Origin of the sequence: Virgibacillus sp. M23, assembly GCF_034190895.1 — a bacterium.
In the GTDB taxonomy this organism is placed as follows: Bacteria; Bacillota; Bacilli; order Bacillales; family Amphibacillaceae; genus Virgibacillus; species Virgibacillus salarius.
The window spans coordinates 1-514 of record NZ_JAWDHA010000198.1; the positions used below are offsets into that span (position 1 = coordinate 1).

The 514-nt window shown below is 42.0% G+C and carries 1 pseudogene; it reads left to right on the forward strand.

From position 1 onward, the window contains the following. Positions 1-514, forward strand: a pseudogene (locus RVS70_RS22020) (GTP-binding protein); the annotation flags it as partial.

Consider the following 514-nt stretch of genomic DNA (forward strand, 5'->3'; position numbering starts at 1 on the left):
CAGTTGAAGTTGAACGTTCTCTTCGTGTACTTGATGGTGCTGTTGCTGTACTTGACGCGCAATCAGGCGTTGAGCCTCAAACAGAAACTGTTTGACGTCAGGCAACAACTTACGGAGTACCGCGTATCGTTTTTGTTAACAAAATGGACAAAATCGGTGCAGACTTCCTTTACTCTGTAGGAACTTTAAGAGATCGTCTTCAAGCAAACGCTCATGCAATTCAATTGCCGATCGGTGCTGAAGATAATTTCGAAGGTATCATCGACCTTGTAGAAAACGTTGCGTATTTCTACGAAGATGACCTCGGAACTCGTTCTGATGCAAAAGAAATCCCTGAAGAGTATAAAGAGCAAGCTGAAGAGCTTCGCAACAGCCTTATTGAAGCTGTATGTGAGCTTGATGAAGAGCTTATGGATAAATACCTTGAGGGTGAAGAAATCACAATTGACGAGTTAAAAGCAGGTATCCGTAAAGGTACATTAAATGTTGAATTCTACCCTGTTCTTGTTGGTTC